At 71.3% G+C, this 16,743-nt stretch carries 11 protein-coding genes; 6 read left to right on the top strand and 5 right to left on the bottom strand.

What is annotated here, in order from left to right:
- The first annotated feature begins 79 nt into the window (after window positions 1–79).
- The gene (locus tag ACFY4A_RS00450; RefSeq protein ID WP_390827199.1) at window positions 80–1,321 is read left to right on the top strand and encodes a GNAT family N-acetyltransferase; all 1,242 of its coding nucleotides are present in this window, start codon (window positions 80–82) and stop codon (window positions 1,319–1,321) included.
- Between the two features lie 10 nt (window positions 1,322–1,331).
- Here the strand turns inward: ACFY4A_RS00450 and ACFY4A_RS00445 are convergent, their stop codons facing one another.
- The gene (locus ACFY4A_RS00445) at window positions 1,332–2,153 is read right to left on the bottom strand and encodes an Fpg/Nei family DNA glycosylase (protein ID WP_390827198.1); all 822 of its coding nucleotides are present in this window, start codon (window positions 2,151–2,153) and stop codon (window positions 1,332–1,334) included.
- A 342-nt stretch (window positions 2,154–2,495) separates the two neighbouring features.
- A complete protein-coding gene (locus tag ACFY4A_RS00440) occupies window positions 2,496–2,981 on the bottom strand; it encodes a ribose-5-phosphate isomerase (RefSeq protein ID WP_390827197.1) in 486 nt (161 codons plus the stop codon).
- A 218-nt stretch (window positions 2,982–3,199) separates the two neighbouring features.
- Between ACFY4A_RS00440 and ACFY4A_RS00435 the strand changes: the two genes are divergently transcribed.
- Window positions 3,200–4,675: an amino acid permease gene (locus ACFY4A_RS00435; RefSeq protein ID WP_390827196.1), complete on the top strand. Its 1,476-nt coding sequence runs from the start codon at window positions 3,200–3,202 to the stop codon at window positions 4,673–4,675.
- Between the two features lie 133 nt (window positions 4,676–4,808).
- Here the strand turns inward: ACFY4A_RS00435 and ACFY4A_RS00430 are convergent, their stop codons facing one another.
- Window positions 4,809–5,420, bottom strand: a complete 612-nt coding sequence (locus ACFY4A_RS00430; protein WP_390827195.1) for a biotin transporter BioY — start codon at window positions 5,418–5,420, stop codon at window positions 4,809–4,811.
- A gap of 408 nt (window positions 5,421–5,828) precedes the next feature.
- On the opposite strand from ACFY4A_RS00430, the gene ACFY4A_RS00425 reads away from it, so the two are divergent.
- Window positions 5,829–7,250 carry an amino acid permease gene (locus tag ACFY4A_RS00425; RefSeq protein ID WP_390827194.1) on the top strand — a complete coding sequence of 474 codons (1,422 nt, stop codon included), beginning with the start codon at window positions 5,829–5,831 and terminating at the stop codon, window positions 7,248–7,250.
- An 81-nt stretch (window positions 7,251–7,331) separates the two neighbouring features.
- Here ACFY4A_RS00425 and ACFY4A_RS00420 read toward each other — a convergent pair whose 3' ends face one another.
- On the bottom strand, window positions 7,332–8,006 hold the full coding sequence (locus ACFY4A_RS00420) for a DsbA family protein (RefSeq protein ID WP_390827193.1): 675 nt from the start codon (window positions 8,004–8,006) through the stop codon (window positions 7,332–7,334).
- A 135-nt stretch (window positions 8,007–8,141) separates the two neighbouring features.
- On the opposite strand from ACFY4A_RS00420, the gene pepN reads away from it, so the two are divergent.
- Both pepN and ACFY4A_RS00410 read left to right on the top strand, forming a co-directional pair.
- Window positions 8,142–10,838, top strand: coding sequence for an aminopeptidase N (gene pepN, locus ACFY4A_RS00415; protein ID WP_390827192.1), 2,697 nt, complete (start codon window positions 8,142–8,144; stop codon window positions 10,836–10,838).
- A 203-nt stretch (window positions 10,839–11,041) separates the two neighbouring features.
- Window positions 11,042–12,103, top strand: coding sequence for a hypothetical protein (locus ACFY4A_RS00410; protein WP_390827191.1), 1,062 nt, complete (start codon window positions 11,042–11,044; stop codon window positions 12,101–12,103).
- Window positions 12,104–12,512: 409 nt separating this feature from the next.
- On the opposite strand, the gene ACFY4A_RS00405 is transcribed toward ACFY4A_RS00410, so the two are convergent.
- Window positions 12,513–12,959, bottom strand: coding sequence for an NUDIX hydrolase (locus tag ACFY4A_RS00405; protein ID WP_390827190.1), 447 nt, complete (start codon window positions 12,957–12,959; stop codon window positions 12,513–12,515).
- Window positions 12,960–13,274: 315 nt separating this feature from the next.
- Here ACFY4A_RS00405 and ACFY4A_RS00400 point away from each other — a divergent pair, with 315 nt between their 5' ends.
- Window positions 13,275–16,595 carry a S8 family serine peptidase gene (locus ACFY4A_RS00400; RefSeq protein ID WP_390827189.1) on the top strand — a complete coding sequence of 1,107 codons (3,321 nt, stop codon included), beginning with the start codon at window positions 13,275–13,277 and terminating at the stop codon, window positions 16,593–16,595.
- Window positions 16,596–16,743 lie beyond the last annotated feature (148 nt).

Here is a 16,743-nt window from a genome sequence, read left to right as displayed (position 1 = left end):
AACTTCACCGGCGCCCGTCTCGCTGCCGCCCGGGCGAAATTCGTTCGCACGGTCCTCGGCGCGCTGGTAGGCATGGCGCATGGCGACTGAGCATGCGACCGAGCCGAGGGTGCTGCGGCGGGACGAGTGGGACCGCTGGTACGACAATCTGATCCGCGCGTTCGGAGGAGTCCCGGAGTCGGCCGAGGAGCGGGAGGCGTGGAACTCCCTGACCGAACTGGACCGTTCCCTGGGGGTCTGGGACGGGGACACGTGCGTGGGCACGACGGGGGCGTTCCGCTTCCGGATCACCGTGCCGGGCGGCGACCTGCTGCCGGCGGCCGGCATCACGATGGTGAGTGTGGCCGCCACGCACCGGCGGCGCGGTGTGCTGACGTCGATGATGCGGCGGCAGTTGGACGACGTGCGCTCCTGGGGCGAACCGCTGGCGGTGCTGACCGCCTCCGAGCCGGCGATCTACGGCCGCTTCGGGTACGGCGCGGCGACCTTCCAGCTCGGCGCCGAGATCGACACCGACCGGGCCGGTCTGACGGTCCCGGCCGGCACGGACGGCGTACGCCTGCGGTACGCGGCGCCCGCCGACGCGCTGGACGCCTGCGAGGCGGTCTACGCGCGGCTGGTGCCCGGCCGGCCAGGGATGCTGGCCCGGCAGCCCGGCTGGGGGCGGCTGGCGCTGATCGACCCGGAGAGCGCACGGGACGGCGCCTCGCCGCTGCAGTGCGTGGTCACCGAGCGGGCCGGCGAGGTCACGGGGTACGCCCGCTATCGGGTCAAGCCCGGCTGGGGCGTCGGCGGGCACGAGGGCACGGTGCTCCTGAGCGACCTGGCCGCGCTGGACCCGGAGAGCGACGCGGCGCTGTGGCGCTTCCTGTTCGGCATCGACCTGACCTCGACGCTGATCGTGCGGGAGCGGCCGGTCGACGACGCCTGGCAGTACCTGGTGTCCGACATCCGGCGGTGCCGGCCGCGGCTGCGGGACGCGCTGTACGTACGGCTCGTGGACGTGGGGGCGGCGCTCGCCGCGCGGACCTACCAGACCCCGGTGGACGTGGTGTTGGAGGTGGCGGACGACTTCTGCCCCTGGAACGCCGGGCGGTGGCGGCTGACCGGGGACGCGAAGGGGGCGTCCTGCGAGCGGACCTCGGACGCGGCGGAACTCTCGTTGTCCGTACGGGAGTTGGGTGCGGCCTACCTCGGCGGCGTGCCGCTGGCCGGGCTGGCGGCGGCCGGACGGGTGCGGGAGCTGCGGAGCGGGGCACTGGCCCAGGCGTCGGTGGCGTTCGGCTCGGCGGTGGCGCCGTGGCTGCCGCACGGATTCTGAGACGGGTGTCTCATCCGGCCTTCGCCGGCTGCTGGCAGGTGGGGCACCAGAAGAGGTTGCGGGCGGCGAGGTCGGCGGTGCGGATGTCCGTGCCGCAGATGTGGCAGGGCCGGGCGGTCCGGCGGTAGACGTAGACCTCGCCGCCGTGGTCGTCGACGCGGGGCGGGCGGCCCATGGCCTCGGGGGTGTGCTCGGGGCGCACGGTGTCGATGCGGTTGTTGCGGACGCCCTCGCGCATGAGGGCCACGAGGTCGGCCCAGATGGCGTCCCACTCGGCCGGGGTGAGGTCCCTGCCGGGGCGGTAGGGGTCGACGCGGTGCCGGAAGAGGACCTCGGCGCGGTAGACGTTGCCGACCCCGGCGACGACCTTCTGGTCCATCAGCAGGGCGGCGATGGTCGTACGGCTGCGGCGTATGCGGGCGTAGGCCCGGTCGGGGTCTGCGTCGGGGCGCAGGGGGTCCGGGCCGAGGCGGTCGTGCACGGCCTGCTTCTCGGCGTCGGTGATCAGGGCGCAGGTGGTGGGGCCGCGGAGGTCGACGTACGAGGTCGCGTTGGCGAGGCGGAGGCGGACGGTGTCCGTGGGCGGGGGCGCGGGGGCGTCGCCGAAGGTGACCTTGCCGAAGAGGCCGAGGTGGATGTGGATCCAGTCGCTGTCGCGGAAGCGGAGGAAGAGGTGTTTGCCGTGGGCTTCCGTGCGGGTGAGCTCCCCTCCGGTGAGGAGGGTGGCGGCTGTGGAGAACTTGCCCTGGGGACTGGTGACGTGGGCCGGCCGGCCTTTGAAGTGGGCGGCGTAGTCCAGTGCGAGGCGGTGGATGGTGTGCCCCTCTGGCACGGGGGTGTCCCTTCTTGCGGTTCTTCGCCCACCCGCCCGCCCGACTCGGTGGGTGGAGGGGCACCGGCCCTGGGGCTCCGCCCCGGACGCCGCCGGGGCTGCGCCCCGGACCCCGCGGGGACTGCGTAGACCCTGCGGGGATTCCCCGGGCCCCGCGGAGATCCCTGATCCTCGTGGGGACTCCGCCCCCTGCACCCCCACCTGGTAGCACTCGCCCGAGACCTCCAGCCGGGGACTCCGTCCCTCTGCACCGGGGCCGGCCCCACCTCGAGGGGCTGAGCCGGCCTGCAAAGGGGCGGCACGGCTCCCCTGAGGGTTGCCGCGCCTGGGGTGGGGAGTCGGTTACTGCTGGGGGTGGTGGGGCGGGATCGGGGGGAGATCGCCCGTTGATTCGTAGGCCGTGAGCATGTCGATGCGGCGGATGTGACGTTCGTCTCCGGAGAAGGGGGTGTCGAGGAAGGTCTCGACGAACTTCGTCGCTTCCTCCGTGGTGTGCATGCGCGCGCCCACCGCGACGACGTTCGCGTTGTTGTGCTGGCGGCCGAGGGAAGCCGTCTCCTCGCTCCAGGCGAGGGCCGCGCGCACACCCCTGACCTTGTTCGCCGCGATCTGCTCACCGTTGCCGGAGCCGCCGATCACGATGCCGAGGGAGTCGGGGTCCGCCGCCGTGCGCTCCGCGGCGCGCAGGCAGAAGGGCGGGTAGTCGTCCTGGGCGTCGTAGATGTGCGGCCCGCAGTCGACGGGCTCGTGGCCCGCCGCCTTGAGCCACTCGACGAGGTGGTTCTTGAGTTCGAAGCCCGCATGGTCGGAGCCGAGATACACGCGCATGGTCCGAGTGTGACACGGCGGAATGCGGGCGGCAGCGCCGGGTCACCGCGCTATCACATCTGTCAGAAGAATGTGATGAACTCTTCAAAGCTCAAGGAAAGCTCAAGTAACAATTACATTTCGAAGGTTCACGGATTCCAACACCTCAGTTTCACTGGACCATCCCGTACACCGCTCGTACGGGGGACCGCTCCACCAGAGCAAAGGAAATTCCGTCCATGACTTCGCAGCCGCCCCTGCCGAAGACCGGAAGCGGCCACACGAGCCCCGAGGGACACGGCTCGGGGCTCCAGGCCGGACTCAAGAACCGCCATCTGTCGATGATCGCCATCGGTGGCGTCATCGGCGCCGGTCTCTTCGTCGGTTCCAGCTCGGCCATCGCCACCGCCGGACCGGGCATCCTCCTCTCCTACGCCCTCGTCGGCACGCTCGTCGTCCTCGTGATGCGCATGCTGGGCGAGATGTCCGCCGCCAACCCGACCTCCGGTTCCTTCTCCGCGCACGCCGACCGGGCACTCGGCGGCTGGGCCGGGTTCTCCATCGGCTGGCTGTACTGGTTCTTCTGGGTCGTCGTGCTGGCCGTGGAGGCGACGGCGGGCGCCAAGATCCTCTCCGGCTGGGTGCCGGCCGTGCCCCAGTGGGGCTGGGCCCTCATCGTCATGGTGGTCCTGACCGCCACCAACCTGGTCTCCGTCGGCTCCTACGGCGAGTTCGAGTTCTGGTTCGCCGGGATCAAGGTCGTGGCGATCGCCGCGTTCATCCTCGTCGGCGCGCTGGCCGTCTTCGGCGTACTGCCCGGCGTGCACAGCGGCAAGGCGGGGCTCGGCAATCTCACCGACCACGGCGGGTTCCTGCCGAACGGGCCCGGCGCCATCCTCACCGGTGTCCTGCTCGTCGTCTTCTCCTTCATGGGCAGCGAGATCGCCACCCTCGCGGCGGGCGAGTCGGAGGACCCGCAGCGCGCCGTCACCAAGTCGACCAACAGCATCATCTGGCGCATCGGCGTCTTCTACCTCGGCTCCATCTTCGTCGTGGTCGCCCTGCTCCCCTGGAACGACAAGTCGATCACTGAGAAGGGCTCCTACGTGGCCGCCCTCGACTCCCTCGGTATCGCGCACGCCGGTCAGATCATGAACTTCATCGTGCTGACCTCGGTGCTCTCCTGCCTCAACTCCGGCCTCTACACCGCCTCCCGGATGGCCTTCTCGCTCGGCGAGCGCGGGGACGCGCCGAAGGCGTTCGCGCGGACCACCCGCCGCGGCGTGCCGATGACCGCGATCGTCTCGTCGGTCGTGTTCGGCTTCGTGGCCGTGTTCTTCAATTACAAGTTCCCGGACTCCGTATTCCTCTTCCTCGTCAACTCCTCCGGCGCGGTCGCCCTGTTCGTCTGGCTGGTGATCTGCTTCTCGCAGCTGCGGATGCGGAAGATCATCCAGCGGGAGGCGCCGGAGAAGCTGGTCGTGAAGATGTGGCTGTACCCGTATCTGACCTGGGCGGCGGCCGCGCTGATCGTCTTCGTCTTCGGCTACATGCTGACCGACACCGAGCACGACGGCCGCGAGACCGTGCTGCTGTCGCTGCTGGTCGCGGCGATCGTGCTGGTGATCTCCCTCGTCAAGCAGAAGCTCGGGAGCGGCCGTACGGCGGTCGCGGCCCCTGCCGCCGAGGAGACGGACAAGGTCCCGACCGGCTGACGACGGTCGCTGCCGGGCTCCGGCAGCCGCACGGGACGTGAAAGAGGCCCGCCGCGTCGCTCTGCGACGCGGCGGGCCTCTTTCACGGGATTTCGCGGAACCGGTGGGGGCTACGGCATCCCGAAGGGGACGGTCACTTCCCGGCCAGCTTCCAGGCGGTGGGCAGCAGGCCCATCGCCAGGGCGGCCTTGAGGACGTCGCCGATCAGGAACGGGGTGAGGCCGGCGGCGAGCGCGGCGGACGCGGACATGCCGGTGGCCAGGGCCAGGGAGGGCACGCCGACCGCGTAGATGATCGCCTGGCCCAGCACCATCGTGCCGGCCGTGCGCAAGACGCTGCGATCGCCGCCGCGGCGGGCCAGGGCGCCCACGACCGTGGCGGCGAGCAGCATGCCGAGGACGTAGCCGAAGGAGACGGAGCCCGCGCCCGAGGCACCGCCCGCGAACCACGGCACGCCCGCCGCGCCCGCGAGCGCGTACAGCGCGAGGGCGAGGAAACCGCGGCCGGCGCCCAGCGTGGTGCCCACGAGCAGCGCAGCGAAGGTCTGGCCGGTCACCGGCACCGGGGAGTGCGGCACGGGCAGCGAGATCTGGGCGGCGAGTCCGGTGAGCGCGGCGCCGCCCACCACGAGGGCCACGTCCCGGACACGGGCGGGGGCACCGCCCTGCTCGAAGAGCTTGGGGGAGGGCAGCAGGTCGGCGAGGACGACCCCGGTACGGGCGGGGGTGGCGGCAGCGGTGCTCATGGGGACTCCGCGAGGTGAGGGCAGTTCGGGACAGCGTGACGCTATCCCAGCGGCGGCGCGGCGATCACCGTCAGCGCTCGACAAGGGGGGAACGGGGGCTTGGTCGGTTTCGCACAAAGGAACGGCCGTACACCCGGCGGGACGTGACGCCTGTCACTGAGGTGGCGCGGTTTCCGCCACGCGCGCCGAGCGGATGGCGACTGTAGGGTCCCGCCAAACAGCTCGGCTGCTCGATCACGGTCGGTGCCACGCGCCGCGCACCGGTCCGCGACACCGGGGCGGGTAATCACCGTCTCACTGTGCGCACACAGCGCGTCCGGATGGTGAGCGGCCGCTCCGTCGCGGTGGAGCGGCCGCTCAGACTGTGGGGGTTTTCGCATCTGCCCCCCCACCGGACGAGCCGCCCCCATGCCACGCAGCACCACCTCCCCCAAGCTCTCGGCTTCGCTCGAGCAGGGGGGACCCCCATCGACGCCCCCGCGGGCGGACGACGCCTCCCTGTCCCACGGCCTGAAGCAGCGTCACCTGTCGATGATCGCCCTCGGCGGTGTGATCGGTGCCGGCCTGTTCGTCGGCTCCGGCGCGGGCATCGCCGCCGCCGGCCCCTCGATCGTCGTCGCCTACGCCCTGTCCGGCGCCCTCGTGATGCTGGTCATGCGGATGCTGGGGGAGATGTCGGCCGCGTACCCGTCGTCCGGCTCGTTCTCCGCGCACGCCGAGCGGGCGTTCGGCCCGTGGGCCGGTTTCACCGCGGGCTGGTCGTTCTGGGTGCTGCTGTGCACCGCGGTCGGCCTGGAGGGCATGGGAGCCGCGAAGATCGTCACCGGGTGGCTGCCGGGCACGCCGGAGTGGGTGTGGGTGGCGCTGTTCATGGTGGTGTTCTGCGGCACGAACCTGGCCGCGGTGAAGAACTTCGGCGAGTTCGAGTTCTGGTTCGCCGCGCTCAAGGTCGGCGCGATCGCCCTGTTCCTGGTCCTCGGTGTGCTGGCCGTCGCGGGCGTGCTGCCCGGCACGGACTCCCCGGGCGCCTCCAACCTCACCGACTTCCTGCCGCACGGCGGCCACGGCCTGGTCATCGGCCTGCTCGCCTCGGTCTTCGCCTACGGCGGCCTGGAGACGGTCACCATCGCGGCGGCCGAATCGGAGAACCCGGTGCGCGGCGTGGCGAGTGCCGTGCGTACGGCGATGTGGCGCATCGCGCTGTTCTACGTCGGCTCCATGGCGGTGATCGTCACGCTCGTCCCCTGGGACTCCGAGGATGTCGTCGGGAAGGGCCCGTACGTCGCCGCGCTGGACCACCTCGGCATCCCGGGGGCCGGTCAGCTGATGAACGTGGTGGTGCTGGTCGCGCTGCTGAGCGCGATGAACGCCAACATCTACGGCTCCTCACGCATCGCGTACTCGCTGGTCGAGCGCGGTCAGGGCCCGAAGGCGCTGGCGAAGGTCTCGGGCGGGGTGCCGCGGATCGCGGTGCTGGCCAGCTCCGTCTTCGGTTTCGTCTGCGTGCTGCTGAGCTACTGGCGGCCCAACGACGTCTTCCCCTGGCTGCTGAACATGATCGGCGCGGTGATCCTCGTCGTCTGGATCTTCATCGCCGTCTCGCAGCTGCGGCTGCGCCGCAGGCTGGAGCAGGAGGCGCCGGAGAAGCTGGTGGTCCGGATGTGGGCGTTCCCGTGGCTCACCTGGGTGGCCCTGGCCGGTATGGCGACGGTCTTCGTCCTGATGGCGGGCGAGTCCGGCACCCGGGTGCAGCTGTACTCGACGGGCGGCATGACGATCTTCCTGGCGGTGGTCGGGTACGTCTGGCAGCGCATGCGCGCCCGGAGCTGACGCGGCGCTCAGCACCGCCCGGAGCGCAGAGGAAAGCCCCCGCGAGAACGTGACTCGCGGGGGCTTTTGCCGACCGGCAGGTCACAGGTTGCTGAAGTCCGGCCCCACCGTGCGGGTGCGCTTGATCTCGTAGAAGCCGGGGACGGAGGCGACCGCGAGGGTGCCGTCCCAGAGCCGGGCGGCCTGCTCGCCCTTGGGGGTGGGGGTGACGACCGGGCCGAAGAAGGCGATCTGCTCGCCGTCCGGGCCGGGGACCGCGATGACCGGGGTGCCGACGTCCTGGCCGACCTTCTCGATGCCCTCCTTGTGCGAGGCGCGCAGTTCGGCGTCGAACTCGAAATCCTCCTGGTCGGCGTACTCGATCAGGTCGGCGGGCAGGCCCACCTCCTCGAGCGCGGCGACGACGGCCTCGCGGGTCGGGCCCTCGCCGCGGTTGTGGAAGCGGGTGCCGAGCGCGGTGTAGAGGGGGCCGAGGACGTCCTGGCCGTGCTTCTGCCACGCCGCGGTGACCACCCGCACCGGCGCCCACGCCTTGGTGGTCAGCAGCTCCCGGTACTCCTCGGGCAGCTCGTCGAGCCTCGGCTCGTTGAGCACCGCCAGGCTCATGACGTGCCAGCGGACCTCGATGTCCCGCACCTTCTCCACTTCCAGCACCCACCGGGACGTGATCCAGGCCCAGGGACACAGCGGGTCGAACCAGAAGTCGACAGGAGTCTTGCCGGACGACGGGGTCGCGGCGGAGGCGGTCTCGGACATGGCTCTCCTCGGTAACGGGTCGTTGAACTGGAAACATCGATGGTCGCGCACGGCATTCCCGGCTGCCGCCCGGCAAACCCGCATGGCAGGATCGGTGCTGTCCACATCGTGAAATGTTCCGAGGGAGTGCCGCCTGTGCCCGGTGAGAATCTGTCCCGCGACGAGGCCCGGGAGCGCGCCGCCCTGCTGTCCGTCGAAGGATACGAGGTGTCCCTGGACGTGCGGTCCGCGGTGGGCGAGGACACCGGGGACGGTCCGCGGACGTTCCGGTCCGTGACGTCGATCCGGTTCCGCTGCAACGAGCCGGGCGCGTCGAGCTTCGCGGACCTGCTCGCGCCGAGCGTCACCGCCGTCTCGCTCAACGGCCGGGACCTCGACCCCAGCGAGGTCTTCGACGGCTCCCGGATCCTCCTGGAGGACCTGGCCGCCGACAACGAGCTCGTCGTGGACGCGCAGTGCGCCTACTCGCGCACCGGCGAGGGCCTGCACCGCTTCGTCGACCCGGAGGACGGCGAGGTCTACCTCTACACGCAGTACGAGCCCGCCGACTCCCGCCGGGTCTTCGCGAACTTCGAGCAGCCCGACCTCAAGGCGCCGTTCCGCTTCGAGGTGCGGGCGCCGGAGGACTGGACGGTGTGGAGCAACGGGGTCGGCGAGCGCATCGAAGAAGTGCGCGAAGCGCTTCCGCAGAAGGGCGGTGGTGGGCGACGGGCGGGCGGGGTGTGGCGGTTCGCCGAGACCAAGCCGATCTCGACGTACATCACCTGCGTGGTCGCGGGCCCGTACCACCAAGTGACGGACTCCTACGAGCGGGTGTTCGAGGACGGTACGCGGCTGGAGATCCCGCTGGGCGCGCTGTGCCGCAAGGGGCTCGCCAAGCACTTCGACGCCGACGACGTCTTCCTGGTCACCAAGCAGGGCCTGGACTTCTTCCACGACCACTTCGACTACCCGTACCCGTTCGGCAAGTACGACCAGGCGTTCGTGCCCGAGTACAACCTCGGCGCGATGGAGAACCCGGGCCTGGTCACCTTCCGGGAGGAGTACATCTTCCGCGGGAAGGTGACGCAGGCCTCCTACGAGGCCCGGGCCAATGTGATCCTGCACGAGATGGCGCACATGTGGTTCGGCGACCTGGTCACCATGGAGTGGTGGGACGACCTGTGGCTGAAGGAGTCCTTCGCCGACTTCATGGGCTCGTTCTCGCTGGTCGGCGCGACCCGCTTCGCGAACGGCTGGATCACCTTCGCCAACCGCCGCAAGGCCTGGGCTTACCGCGCGGACCAGCTGCCCTCCACGCACCCGGTCACCGCGGACATCCGCGACCTCCAGGACGCCAAGCTGAACTTCGACGGCATCACCTACGCCAAGGGCGCCTCCGTGCTCAAGCAGTTGGTGGCGTACGTCGGCCAGGACGCGTTCCTGGAGGGCGCGCGGCGCTACTTCAAGCGGCACGCGTACGGCAACACCCGGCTGGGCGATCTGCTCGCGGTGCTGGAGGAGACCAGCGGCCGGGACATGGGCGCGTGGGCGCGGTCGTGGCTCCAGACGGCCGGGGTCAACTCTCTGACCCCGCAGGTGGTGCTGGGCGCCGACGGCCGGATCGAGGAGCTGGCCGTGGTGCAGGAGGCCGCCGAGTCGGCTGTATCCGATCAGGCGGCTCCGCCGCGTGGCGAACTGCGCCCGCACCGGGTGGCGGTGGGCCTGTACCAGCGGTCCCAGGCGGGGGCGCTGGAGCGGTACGCGCGCGCCGAGATCGACGTGGTCGGCGCCCGCACGGTCGTGTCCGGGCTGGCGGGGGCGGACGCGCCCGATCTGGTGCTGGTCAACGACGACGACCTGACCTACTGCAAGATCCGCTTCGACGAGACCTCGCTGGCGACCCTGCGGGAGCACCTCGGCGGCCTGACCGACCCCTCCCCAGGCTCTTCGGGCAGGGGATACCCCATGGCCCGCGCGCTGTGCTGGTCGGCGCTGTGGAACCTGACCCGGGACGCGCTGCTGCCGGCGCGGGACTTCGTCGACCTGGTGCTGCGCTTCGCCGGCCGGGAGACCGACATCGGCGTGCTCCAGATGCTGCACGCCTGGGCGGAGTCCGCGCTGGTGCACTACGCGGCGCCGCAGTGGCGGGAGACGGGCGGGCGGGCGCTGGCCGAGGGCGCGCTGGCCGAGCTGCGGCAGGCCGAGCCGGGCAGCGAGCACCAGCTCGCGTGGGCGCGCTTCTTCGCCACGACGGCCTCGGCGCCGGACGACCTGGAGCTGCTGAAGGGCCTGCTGGACGGCACGGAGGAGATCGCCGGCCTGGACGTCGACCAGGAGCTGCGCTGGGCGTTCCTGGAGCCGCTGGCGGCGCACGGGGTGGCGGACGAGAGGGTGCTCGCCGCCGAACTCGCCCGGGACGACACCGCCTCCGGCAAGCGGCACCAGGTGCGCTGCCTGGCCGCGCGGCCCTCCGCCGCCGTCAAGGCGCGGGCCTGGGAGCAGGTGGTGGACTCGGACGCGTTGTCGAACGCGCTGGTGGAGGCGACCATCGCGGGCTTCGGACAGGCCTCCCAGCGGGAGCTGCTCGCGCCGTACGCGCCGACGTACTTCGAGGCGATCGAGCGGGTGTGGACCGAGCGGTCCATCCAGATCGGCATGGACGTCGTGCGGGGGCTGTTCCCGGCGTTGCAGGACTCGCCGCAGACCCTGGAGGCGACCGACGCGTGGCTCGCCGCGCACGAGGGAGCCGCTCCCGCCCTGCGCCGCCTGGTGCTGGAGGCCCGGGACGACCTGGCCCGGGCGCTGCGCGGACAGGCGGGCGACGCGGCGGCCGGAACGCCCGCCGGATGACCCGTAGTTCTGGCCAAGGGTCGGGCGCGCGATAACTGTTACAAGATGCGTGCCCGGCTCGCCGTAACCCCTGGTCCACCCGCGAGGGGACCAGGGGTTTTCGGCAGCCGAACAACCGTCCTTTAGGGCGAGCTTGTCCAGATTTGCCAACGGGCGTGTAACAGCGGTTAAGGGCCGGACCCGGGGCGGGAAACGTGCCGGACATGAACCACGAAACCCCGCTCTCCCCCCGCCCCCTGCACCACCTCGCCGAGGCGCCCCGCCGGGTCCTGACCACCGCTCAGCTGCGCGAGCACGGAGTGTCTGCGGCCGAGGCGGCCGTGCGGTGCCGCGCCGGCGGGCCCTGGCGACAGCTCCTGCCGGGGGTGTTCCTGCTCCATTCCGGCCCGCCGACCAGTGAGGAGCGGCTGCACGCGGTGCTCCTGTACGCGGCGCGCGGACCGCTCCCGCGAACAGCCGCCGGGGTGCCGACGCAGCCGACCGCCGGGGATCCGCACCGCCCGGTGTACGCGGAGGTGATGGTCACCGGTCTGGCGGCGCTCACCCTGCACGGCTTCGCCACGTCGCCCGGCCTGCCGGCCCTGGAGCAGATCGACGTCCTGGTGGAGCGCGGCCGGCGGCTGCGCTCGGCCGGCTGCGCGCGGATCGTCCGGGCGGCCGGCCTGCCCGCCGCCGAGGCGGTCACGGGTCTGCCGGTGGCCCCGGTGCCGCGTGCCCTGGCGGACGCGGTGGCCGGTCTGTCCGACGCGGGCACGGTACGGCGGCTGCTGACGGAAGCGGTGCGCGGCGGGTACTGCGAGCCGTCCGCCGTGGTCCGCGAGCTGGCCGGCGCTGGGCTGCTGGGCCGGCCGCACGTGGTGGACGCGGTGGACCTGCTGCTGGCCGAGGGGCGGGCGCTCGCGGAGGACCGGCTGTACCGGATGGTGCGTGAGCACGGCCTGCCGGACCCGGTCTGGAACGTGGACCTGCGCCTGCCGGGCGGCCCCCGTCTCGGCGGCGTGGACGCGTACTGGCCGGAGCAGGCGGTCGCGCTGGAGCTGGACACCCTCGCTCCCCGCCACGGCGGCCGGCCGGACGACGAGGCGCTGTGCTCCGAGTACACCCGCAAGCGCGAGCGGCTCGAGCGGCTGGGCATCACGGTCGTCCACATCACCCCCAGGAAACTGAGGGAGGCCCTGAACCAGCAGGCGACCGTCGTCCGCACCGCCCTGATGGCAGCCACCGACCGCGACCCGGCCGCGTACGTGGTGGTGCTGCCCCGGTAGTGACCAAGGCTCCGGCAGGGACGCACCAGGAGGGGAGAGGAGGGGCCGCCGGGACGTGATCCGGCAGCCCCTCCTCGCTCACCGCGAGGCGTACGGGCCGGTGCCGCGGTCGGTCCGGCGCGGACAAGCGAGCGCAAGCCGATGCCGCACCCGACCCAGCACGGACAAGCGAGCGCAAGCCGATGCCGCACCCGACCCAGCACGGACAAGCGAGCGCAAGCCGATGCCGCACCCGACCCAGCACGGACAAGCAGGCACGCTCGGCCGGGCGCGGACAGGCGACCGCGCCGGTGTCGCGCTCGGCCGGGCACAGGACAAGCAGGCGCGAGCCAGCGCCGCGATCGACCGGGCGCCGACAGGCAAGCGCGGGATCGCACTCGGCCCGGCGGGCACGGTCGGCCGGGTGCGGTCAGGCAGGATTTCCCGTGGGTGGGCGGTCGCGCCACAGGCGCAGGCCCACGTCGACCAGGCCGACGCGGGGCAGTGCGGGCACCGCGTCCAGGGGGTGCCAGGCCGCGCGGTCCGTGGAGCCGCCCGTCTCGTGGCGCAGTTCGCCGCCGGTGACACGGCCCTCGTAGAGGATGCGCAGGCCGTGGAAGTCGGCGTGGGCGCCCAGGGGGCGCGGGTAGTTGCGGCGGACGGAGTCCAGGCCCAGAAGGGCGACCGGTTCGACGGTGTAGCCGGTCTCCTCCTCGGCCTCGCGCACGACGGTGTCGTAGGGGTCCTCGCCGTGCTCCATGCCACCGCCGGGCAGCGTCCAGCGCCGGGTGCCGTCGCCCGCCACCCAGCGGGCCAGCAGCAGCCGTCCGTCCCGCACACACACGGCGTAGGCCGCCACCCTCAACTCCTTTTTCATAGGGGGACGTTACGGCAGGAAGGGGTCTGTCCGGCGTGAATCGGCAAGGGCGGTACAGGGCGTGGCTGAGTGAACGCCCGTTCCGGGAGGGGTGGTTGCGACTTCGCGTCGTCGAGGGAAGCGCCACGGTTTGGACCCCTATGCCCCTCGTGACGCATGGCGGAAGTACGCCATGCTTCCATCCCGCCAGGACCAAGTCTCGTCAAACATCTTTCCTTTGGGTAAAGCTGAGCGATCATCCGACTCCGAAATCCGGACGATCGCGATCGACTCCGATCGCACCTCGCTTGGTTCCGTTACCTGCAAGGGATGCCGATGACCCCCGACCCCCAGCGCGCGCCGCTCACGGGCGCGAGACGCCTGGCCCGCATCGCCATGGCCGCCGGTGTGGTGGCCGCGCTCTCCGTGGCCGGCCCGATACCCCTGGCCGTCGCCCAGGACGGCCCCGCGTCCACCGACCCGACCGTCAAGCCGGCGGGCGACAAACTCGGTTCGGCCGACGCCGAACTGCTCGCCGAGGCCAAGGCCGAGGGCGCCAAGAACGTCACCATGATGATCGCGACCGCGCCCGGGCAGACCGCGCAGGTCGCCAAGCAGCTGGACGCGGTCGACGGCGGCGCCGTGGGCCGCGCCTACGACAAGCTCGGCTACGTCCGCGCCACCGTGCCGACGGGCAAGGCGGACTCGGCGATCGCCGCCGCCGCGAAGCTGTCCTCCGTGCAGGCCATCGACCTCAAGCAGGACATCCCGCTCGACGATCCGAGGCCCGAGGCGGACGCCCCTCAGGGCGAGAGCGCGGGCACGGACGAGGGCACCTACCCGGCTCCGGACAAGAACACCCCCGCCGAGAACCCGTACAACCCGTCCTTCGAGACGGGCGCCGTCGACTTCGTGAAGCAGAACCCGAAGGCGGACGGCCGGGGCGTCACCATCGGCATCCTCGACTCCGGCGTGGACATCGCCCACCCGGCGCTGCAGAAGACCACCACCGGTGAGCGCAAGATCGTCGACTGGGTCACCGCGACCGACCCGATCGTCGACGGCGACGGCACCTGGCTGCAGATGACCACCAGCGTCTCGGGCCCCGAGTTCACCGCCGGCGGCAAGACCTGGAAGACACCGGCGGGCGACTTCCGGTTCAACACCTTCGGCGAGTCCGCGACCAAGGGCGGCGACGCCGACGGCGACCTGGACCGCGACGGCAGGACGACCAGCGTGTGGGGCGTCCTCTACGACCAGGTGAACGGCACCGTCCGGGTCGACCTGAACAACAACAACGACTTCACGGACGACGTCCCGATGAAGCCGTACAAGGACGGTTACCAGGTCGGCTACTTCGGCCAGGACAGGACGGACCCGGCGACCGGCGCCAGCATGCGCGTCCCGTTCGTCGTCGAGACCCGCAAGGACGTGCCGATGGACCCCAAGGGCGGGTCCTGGGTCGGCAAGAAGGCCGACTTCGTCAACATCGGCGTGATCGAGTCCGAGCACGGCACGCACGTCGCCGGTATCACCGCCGCCAACAGCCTGTTCGGCGGCAAGATGAACGGCGCCGCCCCGGGCGCGAAGATCGTCTCCTCCCGGGCCTGCAACTGGAACGGCGGCTGCACCAACGTCGCGCTCACCGAGGGCATGATCGACCTCGTCGTCAACCGCGGCGTGGACATCGTCAACATGTCCATCGGCGGCCTGCCGGCGCTCAACGACGGCAACAACGCCCGCGCGCAGCTGTACACGCGGCTCATCGACACCTACGGCGTGCAGCTCGTCATCTCGGCGGGCAACAGCGGCCCGGGCCTGAACACCATCGGCGACCCCAGCCTCGCCGACAAGGTCATCTCGGTCGGCGCGACCATCTCCAAGGAGACCTGGGCGGCCAACTACGGCTCCATGGTGGACAAGTCGTACGCCATGATGCCGTTCTCCTCGCGCGGTCCGCGTGAGGACGGCGGCTTCACGCCGATCATCTCGGCGCCCGGCGCGGCCATCAACACCACCCAGACCTGGCTGCCCGGCGGCCCGGTCGCGGAGGCCGGCTACTCGCTGCCGGCCGGCTACTCGATGCTCCAGGGCACCTCGATGGCGTCCCCGCAGGCGGCCGGCGCGTCCGCGCTGCTGCTGTCGGCGGCCAAGCAGAAGCGCATCGACCTGCCCCCGGCCAAGCTCCGCACCGCGCTGACCTCGACCGCCAAGCACATCAAGGGCGAGCAGCCGCACAGCGAGGGCGCCGGCCTGATCGACATCGTCAAGGCCTGGAAGTCGATCGAGAAGGGCGCCTCGGCGCACGAGTACGCGGTCAAGGCCCCGGTCAGCACCTCGCTGTCCTGGGCGCTCAAGACGCCCGACTTCGGCACCGGCCTGTACGACCGCGAGGGCGGTCTGAAGAAGGGCCAGAAGAAGACCTACGACGTCCAGGTCACCCGTACGACGGGCCCGGCCGGTTCGGTCAGGCACGAGCTGAGCCTGAAGAACGACGACGGCACCTTCAAGATCCTCGGCGACGACGAGGTCTCGCTGCCGCTGAACAAGCCGGTGACGGTCAAGATCGAGGCGCGTCCCGGTTCGGCCGGCGTGCACAGCGCGATCCTCGAGGTCGACGACCGCCGCACCGAGGGCGCGGACAAGCAGATCATGCTGACCGTCGTGGTCTCCACGGAGATCGCCAAGCCGTCCTACGCCTACTCGGTGTCGGGTGTCGCGCAGCGCAACAGCACCCAGTCGTACTTCGTGACGGTCCCGGAGGGCGCGAAGACCCTCGAGGTCTCGATGAGCGGTCTCAAGGACGGCAGCCAGACCCGCTTCATCACGATCCACCCGTACGGCTCCCCGGTGGACCCCACCTCGACGCCGAACTGCTACCCGAACTACAACAACCCGGCCAACACCTGCCGTCCGGACGTGCGTTCGTACGCCAAGCCGATGCCGGGCGTCTGGGAGATCGAGGTCGAGTCGCGTCGTACCTCGCCGCTGCTGGACAACCCGTACACGCTGAACGCGGCGGTGTACGGACTGGACTTCAGCCCCGCGGTGCAGTCGGTCGACGAGGCGAAGGCCGGTACGCCGACCCCCGTCTCCTGGACGCTGACGAACAAGCTTGCCGGGCTGGACGCCAAGCTGAAGGGCGGCTCGCTGGGCTCGTCGAAGTCGGCGCGCCCGACCATCGCCAACCGTGAGTCCCAGACCATGACGGTGGTCGTCCCCGCCGGTGCCGAGCGGCTGGACGTCGCCATCGGCAACGTCTCGGACGCCGGGGCCGACCTGGACCTGTACGTGTACAACGCGGCCGGCCAGCGGGTCGCCTACTCGGCCGCGGGCGGCTCGGAGGAGTCCGTCTCCATCGCCAAGCCCGCCGCGGGCACGTACACCGTCCTGATCGACGCCTACTCGGTGCCGGCCGGCACCACGGCCTACGACTACCGGGACGTGTACTACTCGGCGGCGCTCGGCTCGGTCAAGGTCGACGAGGCGAAGGTGTTCACGCTCGCCCCGAACGGCACGGCGCAGATCTCCGCCGACGTCGTCGCGAACGAGCCGGCCCCCGCGGGCCGCGAGTTCTTCGGCGAGGTCCAGGTGCTGAACACCCGCGGCACCGTCGCGGGACTCGGCAGCGTGAAGATCGGCAAGGTCGTCCCGTAACGGCGGTCTCCACCTCCGGTACGTGACGGCGGGGCGCTCCATTCGGAGCCCGCCCCTTGCGTTTGCGGCGAAGCTCACCAGTGGGCCGTCCCACTCCGTGGGCAATGATTGGACAGACGGACCCGGGACAGACGCATGATGGAACCGT

The organism is Streptomyces sp. NPDC001292 (assembly GCF_042896465.1).
Taxonomy (GTDB): Bacteria; Actinomycetota; Actinomycetes; order Streptomycetales; family Streptomycetaceae; genus Streptomyces.
Note: the sequence above shows the minus strand (reverse complement) of the source record. Positions and strands in the feature narration are given on the sequence as shown.

Coding starts and splice junctions, on each gene's coding strand:
- ACFY4A_RS00450 (WP_390827199.1), top strand. CDS start 80: ATGGCGACTGAGCATGCGACCGAGCCGAGGGTGCTGCGGCGGGACGAG.
- ACFY4A_RS00440 (WP_390827197.1), bottom strand. CDS start 2,981: ATGCGCGTGTATCTCGGCTCCGACCATGCGGGCTTCGAACTCAAGAAC.
- ACFY4A_RS00435 (WP_390827196.1), top strand. CDS start 3,200: ATGACTTCGCAGCCGCCCCTGCCGAAGACCGGAAGCGGCCACACGAGC.
- ACFY4A_RS00430 (WP_390827195.1), bottom strand. CDS start 5,420: ATGAGCACCGCTGCCGCCACCCCCGCCCGTACCGGGGTCGTCCTCGCC.
- ACFY4A_RS00425 (WP_390827194.1), top strand. CDS start 5,829: ATGCCACGCAGCACCACCTCCCCCAAGCTCTCGGCTTCGCTCGAGCAG.
- ACFY4A_RS00420 (WP_390827193.1), bottom strand. CDS start 8,006: ATGTCCGAGACCGCCTCCGCCGCGACCCCGTCGTCCGGCAAGACTCCT.
- ACFY4A_RS00410 (WP_390827191.1), top strand. CDS start 11,042: ATGAACCACGAAACCCCGCTCTCCCCCCGCCCCCTGCACCACCTCGCC.
- ACFY4A_RS00405 (WP_390827190.1), bottom strand. CDS start 12,959: ATGAAAAAGGAGTTGAGGGTGGCGGCCTACGCCGTGTGTGTGCGGGAC.
- ACFY4A_RS00400 (WP_390827189.1), top strand. CDS start 13,275: ATGACCCCCGACCCCCAGCGCGCGCCGCTCACGGGCGCGAGACGCCTG.